Source organism: Corynebacterium sp. MSK218, assembly GCF_030232655.1.
Classification (GTDB): Bacteria; Actinomycetota; Actinomycetes; order Mycobacteriales; family Mycobacteriaceae; genus Corynebacterium.
This window is the reverse complement of record NZ_JASPGN010000023.1, coordinates 1-5936: the sequence shown is the minus strand read 5'-3', so window position 1 is coordinate 5936 and position 5936 is coordinate 1. Positions and strand designations below refer to the sequence as shown.

The window sequence follows — 5936 nt, the reverse complement described above, 5'->3', positions numbered from 1 at the left end:
GCTTTGGTCCCTTAACTCTGAAAAGGGACCATCTGGGCAGCGAAGGTACAGCGAAAATGGTCCCTTTGCTCCGGTAAGGGACCAGAGTAAAGGGACCATCTGTATTAGTGGTGGAGCGGGGGGCTGGGTAGTGGGAGGGGCCGAGGCTAGCGGGCCGAGGCTAGTTGTTGAGCGGCTTGCGGGTCGCGGCCATGTGCTTGGCGCGCTCCACGTTGGCGGGTAGGAGCACGAGCGGTACGTCGTACTCCACCTCGCGCTCGCAGAACTCGGTAAAGCTCAGCGAAACAGGGGCTGTATTGGAGTCGGAAGCAGCGGAGGTGGAGCTGGGTGCGGTGTACATCTCGGCGAGCTTGGCCACGATGACGTGGTCGTTCTCGGTGGTTCCCTCGATGGGCCAGTCGCAGTCCAAGGCAGGGGAGCCGGAGTACATCTCAATCTGCTCATCGGCGGGCGGGGTGTAGGACGCGGCCAACTCGCTGGCCTCGAGCAGAGCGCGGGCGAGGACGTGGTCGAAGGACATGAGCACGACGTCATCGGAGGAGAGGAAACCTGCCTTCTGAGCTTCGAAGGCCGAGGAGAAGTTGCGGGCTGAGGCGATGAAGTCGAAGGCCTTCTGGTGGTAGTCCGATACACCCGCGGCCTTGAGGCGCTCCAGCGAGGAGACGGTTCCCGTCCAGCCGGGGTAGAGGCCCACGGTGCGCTCCGGGAAGCCGAGGCGAGTATCGGCGTGAGCAACGATGCGGTCGCAGGCTAGAGCGGTTTCGAAGCCGCCGCCCAGGGCTACGCCACGCACAGCCGCCACGACCGGCACTGGGGCGAACTTGAGGGCGCGAAGGGTGGTCGAACCGTCCGAAAGGAGGGATTCCACGAGTGATGCGTCGCCAGACTCACCAGCGGAAGCGATGGAAGCGAGGTCTGCGCCCGCGCAGAAGACAGGCTTGTCGTTGCCAATCACCAGCGCGACGAGATTCTCCGATGTCACAGCACCAAGAGCGGCGCGGATGACCTCGAGGGCGGGCGTCGGCATGGAGTTCATCGGGGTATGCAGGTCGATGATGCCGATGCGCCCGGCAGACGTGGATACCGCGTGGACCGCACCCGCGTCCAGGGAAACGATGGTCTCCGCGTGGAGCGAGGCCAAGGTCACGACACCCTCACGCGGCGCGAGCTCCTGACGTTCTCCGGTAGAGGAAAGCACGGACTCCTTGCCGTAAAAACCGCCCGCCGAGGCAGCGGCGGAGACCAAGGCAGGAACGTTGGAGCCGTAGGCGGAGGCGACCCAGTCGATCCCGATGGCGTCGGCAAGCGCGAAGATGCCCTTCTTCCAGCCGAAGCCCAAGGTCAAACCCTCGTCGATGAGGCCCACGTGGTCCGCGATGGAGGGTGCGACCTCGCAGCAATAGGCCAGCGTGTCGAGGAAGACGGCGCGGGCGAAGCGGCCGCCGGGGGAGTCGGTGTCCATGACCTCGCGGGGATCCTTGAGGCCCACGACAGGATCGGTGGGCTGAGTGCGGGGTACGTATTCGTAGGAGGCGTTGATGACCTCGTTGCGTCCGCGGTAGAAGCCGCCCTCGCCGGTGCGGCCGGTCAGACCGCGAGAAACGAGGCCCTCGATAAAGGAATCATCGCCAAGCGGAACGTCCAGGAGCGGATCGCCCTCGGGGAGGGCGGTCTCTAGAGACTTCCAAATCGGCTTGACCAGCTGGAGTCCGATGTAGTCGAGCAGCCCGAAAATACCGGTGCGGGGGATGCCGAAGGCGCGGCCGAAGGAGGCGTCGGCAAGCTCGTAGCTCACGTCGAACTCGCGGGCGCGGGCCACGCCGACGGCCATCCAGTAGCAGCCCACGCGGTTGGCAATGAAACCCGGCGTATCGCGGCATTCGAGCGCAATCTTGCCCAGGGTTTGCTCGATGGTCGTGCGCAGAGCGGCCTCCGTGGACCCAGAGGCGATGAGCTCCACCAGGCGCATGACCTTCGGTGGATTGAAGAAGTGCGTGATAGCGAACTTCTCGCGGCGGGCCTCCGGCACGCCCTCGAGGAGGGAGGCCAGCGGCAGGGTCGAGGTGTTCGAGCTCAACAGAGCATCCGCAGACAAATAAGGCTCGATGGCCTCGTAGAGCGAGTGCTTGGCGCCGAGGTCCTCGAAGATGGCCTCGATGACCCATTCGCGGTCCTCCAACAGCGCGTAGTCATCGCTGGCGCGCACGCGCTCGGCGAACTCCGGCAGGTGGAAACCCTTGCGCTTGATCTGGATATCGACGCCGCGCTGGGCGCCCTCCACATTCTGGTCAAGCAAGACCACGTCCATGCCGGCGGACGCGCAGAGTGCTGCGATGCCAGAACCCATAGAACCTGCGCCGACAACGGCTACCTTGGTGATGCTCATTTACTTCGCTCCATTCTCAATAATCATGGCGATTCCCTGACCGCCGCCGATGCACATGGTGACCAGGCCATAGCGCTTGCCCTGGTGGCGCAGCGCATAAGCCAGCTTGGTCAGCAGGATGACGCCCGTGGCGCCGACCGGGTGGCCGTGCGCGACGGCACCGCCGTAGACGTTCGTCTTCGCTGGGTCGAAGCCCAGCTCGTCTTGGACAGCAATGGCCTGGGCGGCGAAGGCCTCGTTGGATTCGATAAGGTCGATGTCCTCCAGTTTCAGGCCGGCCTTGTCCAATGCCTTCGGGACTGCGGCGATGGGGCCGATACCCATACGCGTGGGGTCAACGCCCGCGATGGACCAGGACACAATCTTCGCCAGCGGGTCCAGACCACGCTTGGTCACTTCCTCCGCGGTGGCCAGCACGGCCGCCGCCGCACCATCGTTGATGCCGGAGGCGTTGCCGGCGGTGACGGTTCCGTCCGTCACAAAGACCGGCTTGAGCTTCGCCAGCTTCTCGACGTCCGTCTCCCTCACCCCCTCATCAAAGTCCAACTCGCCCACCGGGACGATTTCCTCGGCATGCACGCCTTCCGCGCGGGCCTTGGCGGCGCGCTCCTGCGATTCAGCGGCGAATTCGTCTTGGCGCTCGCGGGAGATGTTGTTATCTGCGGCGACGTTTTCTGCGGTCACGCCCATATGCCCGGTTCCGAAGGGGCAGGAGAGTGCGCCGGTAAGCCAGTCGTAGAGCTTGCCGTCACCCATGCGCTTGCCAAAGCGCGCGCCTTCGACGGAGTAGGGCGCGTTGCTCATGGATTCCGCGCCGACGGCGAGGGCCAGGGAGCCGTCGCCAGACTGCAGCAGCTGGGCCGCGCTGATAACGGCCTGGACACCGGAGCCGCACAGGCGGTTCACGCCCATGGCGGTGGAGGAGTCCGGCATACCTACGTTCTTAGCGATAGACCGCGAGAGGTAGAGATCCTTCGGCACGACGGGCATGACGTTGGAGGCCACGGCGGTATCGAGGTCGGCACCAGAAAGCCCCGAACGCTCAATAGCTGCTTCGGCGGCGAGTGAGCCGAGTTCGGTGAGGGAGAGGCGAGCGAGGCTGCCTCCAAATTTGCCGATAGGCAGGCGCGCAGCTCCTGCAATGTAGATGTCCTGAGTCATGGGGTCCTCCACAAGGTAAACGAATGACTATTAGTTAACCTAGTATCCTAGGTCACTTTTTCTCACCGCGCAATGGCCCGTCACGTCTGGAGTGTGGGTGTACCCAACCGCCTAGTTGTTTACAGATTGTTGAACAACCCTTATGCTTTGACCATTCAATAATGCGACCTGCGTCACGAAAGGTTCTCTCCAGTGAGCTCTGAATCAACCACTCCCTCCGCAGTTCCGGCCTCTGAGCAGACAACTCAGCAGGCTCAACCGCCCAAGGGCATCGGCGCTATGGCCGGTGCCATGTTCCTCATGGCCACCTCGGCCATTGGCCCGGGCTTTTTGACCCAGACCTCGGTCTTTACCGTCCAGATGGGCGCGGCCTTCGCCTTCGCCATTGCGTTGTCGATCATCGTGGACATCGCCATCCAGCTCAACGTCTGGCGCGTGTTGGCCGTCTCCGGCATGCGCGCCAACGAGCTGGGCAACACCGTCCTTCCTGGATTGGGCTGGTTCCTCGCCGTGCTCGTCTTCATCGGCGGCATGGTCTTCAATATCGGCAACATCGCCGGCTCTGGCCTCGGCCTCAATGCCATGATCGGCATCGAGGCACGCTGGGGTGGCGTGATCGCTGCGGCGATCGCAGTCTTTATCTTCCTGTCTAAGCGAGCCGGCGTGGCCCTAGACCGCATCGTCGCGGCCCTCGGCGCGGTGATGATTCTCCTCATGCTCTACGTAGCCATCGTTTCCCAGCCCCCGGTAGGCGAGGCCCTGAAGAACACTGTTATGCCGGAGAGCATCGACTTCTTCGTCATCACCACTCTCATCGGCGGCACGGTGGGCGGCTACATCACCTTTGCCGGCGCGCACCGCCTCATCGATTCTGGCCTCTCGGGCCCAGAGAACGTTGGCGCCATTACCAAGACGTCCGTGCTCGGCATCATCGTTACCGGCATCATGCGCGTGCTGCTCTTCCTCGCGGTCCTGGGTGTCGTCGCTACGGGCGTTGCCTTGTCCGAGGACAACACGGCTGCCGATGCCTTCCGCCACGCTGCCGGCGAGTTCGGCCTCCGCGCCTTCGGCGTCGTCCTCTTCGCCGCAGGTCTGTCCTCCGTAATCGGTGCCTCCTACACCTCGATTACCTTCGTGACCACACAGAAGACCAGCCCGCGAACGCGCAACTTCCTCACTGTCGGCTTCATCGTGGTGTGCACAATCCTCTTCGTGATTCTCAACTCCGCCCCGCAGAAGCTGCTCATCTTCGCCGGCGCCTTCAACGGCATCATCCTGCCCATCGCCTTCGCCATGGTCATGTGGGTAGCCTTCCGCCGCCACGACCTGACCCACGGTGTCAAGCAGCCGATGTGGCTGCTCATCGCCGGCGTGCTGGCCCTGGGACTGGAAATTATTATTGGCGTCAAGTCGATTTCTGGAATCGTTGAACTATGGGCATAATGCACAGCCCGGCCGAAGTCCGCGCTTTCGCCCGCTCGCACGATATGGCCACCACCGCTGGTCATGCTCGCGGATTTTTGCAGGCCAACCTCATTGCCCTGCCGCGCGAGTACGCCTTCGACTTCCTCCTCTTTGCCCAGCGCAATCCCAAGCCCTGCCCCATCGTCGGCGTGCTTGAGGCAGGGGAGTTCACCTCCGACCTCATCTCGGGTGGGGATATCCGCACCGACATCCCCGCCTACAACATCTACGAAGACGGCCAGCTTACGCACACGCTTAACGACGCCACGCCTTTCTACTCCCCCTACACCGTCTCCTTCCTCATCGGTTGTTCTTTTACCTTTGAGAACGCCCTTTTGGAGAACGGCATCTCCATTGCGCACATCGACCAAGGCCGAAACGTGCCGATGTATCGCACTTCCATCGCCACTACTCCAGCCGGGGTATTCTCTGGACCGATGGTCGTGTCCATGCGCCCGATCCCCGCGAGCCAGGTTTCTGATGCCGTCCGCATTACTTCCCGCTACCCAGCCGTCCACGGCGCGCCGGTCCACGTCGGCGACCCCGCCGCCATCGGCATCGACGACCTTTCCCAACCGGACTTTGGCGAAGCCATCGACATCCCCGAGGGCACCATCCCCGTCTTCTGGGCGTGCGGAGTGACCCCGCAGGCCATCGTCATGAACTCACGGCCCAGCCTGGCCATTACTCACGCTCCAGGCAAGATGCTCGTCACCGACATCCCCGATTGCGACTTCCTCATCCCCTAAACTCCGCCGCAGCCCCCACATGGAGCTCTGCCGCACCCCGCACATGGCTTCACTCATAAGACATCAGTCAGATGGTGTCCAACTGTTTGGTGCCTTTAATGGCTCTTCCGGTTTCGGGGTGCGTAGCGGGGTGAAGTAGAACACTGCGGGTTTAGCGGGTCACCACAACATATAGG

The 5936-nt window shown here is 63.0% G+C and carries 4 protein-coding genes; 2 read left to right on the top strand and 2 right to left on the bottom strand.

Translation table 11 applies throughout. The annotated features are described in order from the left end of the window. Positions 1-160: 160 nt before the first annotated feature. Both QP922_RS12725 and QP922_RS12720 read right to left on the bottom strand, forming a co-directional pair. Complete coding sequence (locus QP922_RS12725) at positions 161-2386, bottom strand: 3-hydroxyacyl-CoA dehydrogenase/enoyl-CoA hydratase family protein (protein ID WP_284809897.1); 2226 nt, start codon at positions 2384-2386, stop codon at positions 161-163. Beyond that, positions 2387-3547 (bottom strand): acetyl-CoA C-acyltransferase, encoded by a 1161-nt coding sequence (locus QP922_RS12720; protein ID WP_284809895.1) that lies wholly within the window; start codon positions 3545-3547, stop codon positions 2387-2389. A gap of 279 nt (positions 3548-3826) precedes the next feature. Here QP922_RS12720 and QP922_RS12715 point away from each other — a divergent pair, with 279 nt between their 5' ends. Both QP922_RS12715 and QP922_RS12710 read left to right on the top strand, forming a co-directional pair. Then, positions 3827-4990, top strand: a complete 1164-nt coding sequence (locus QP922_RS12715; protein ID WP_284809899.1) for an NRAMP family divalent metal transporter — start codon at positions 3827-3829, stop codon at positions 4988-4990. After that, a complete protein-coding gene (locus QP922_RS12710) occupies positions 4981-5760 on the top strand; it encodes a putative hydro-lyase (RefSeq protein ID WP_502869621.1) in 780 nt (259 codons plus the stop codon). The genes QP922_RS12715 and QP922_RS12710 overlap by 10 nt, the downstream gene beginning before the upstream one ends. Positions 5761-5936: the final 176 nt, after the last annotated feature.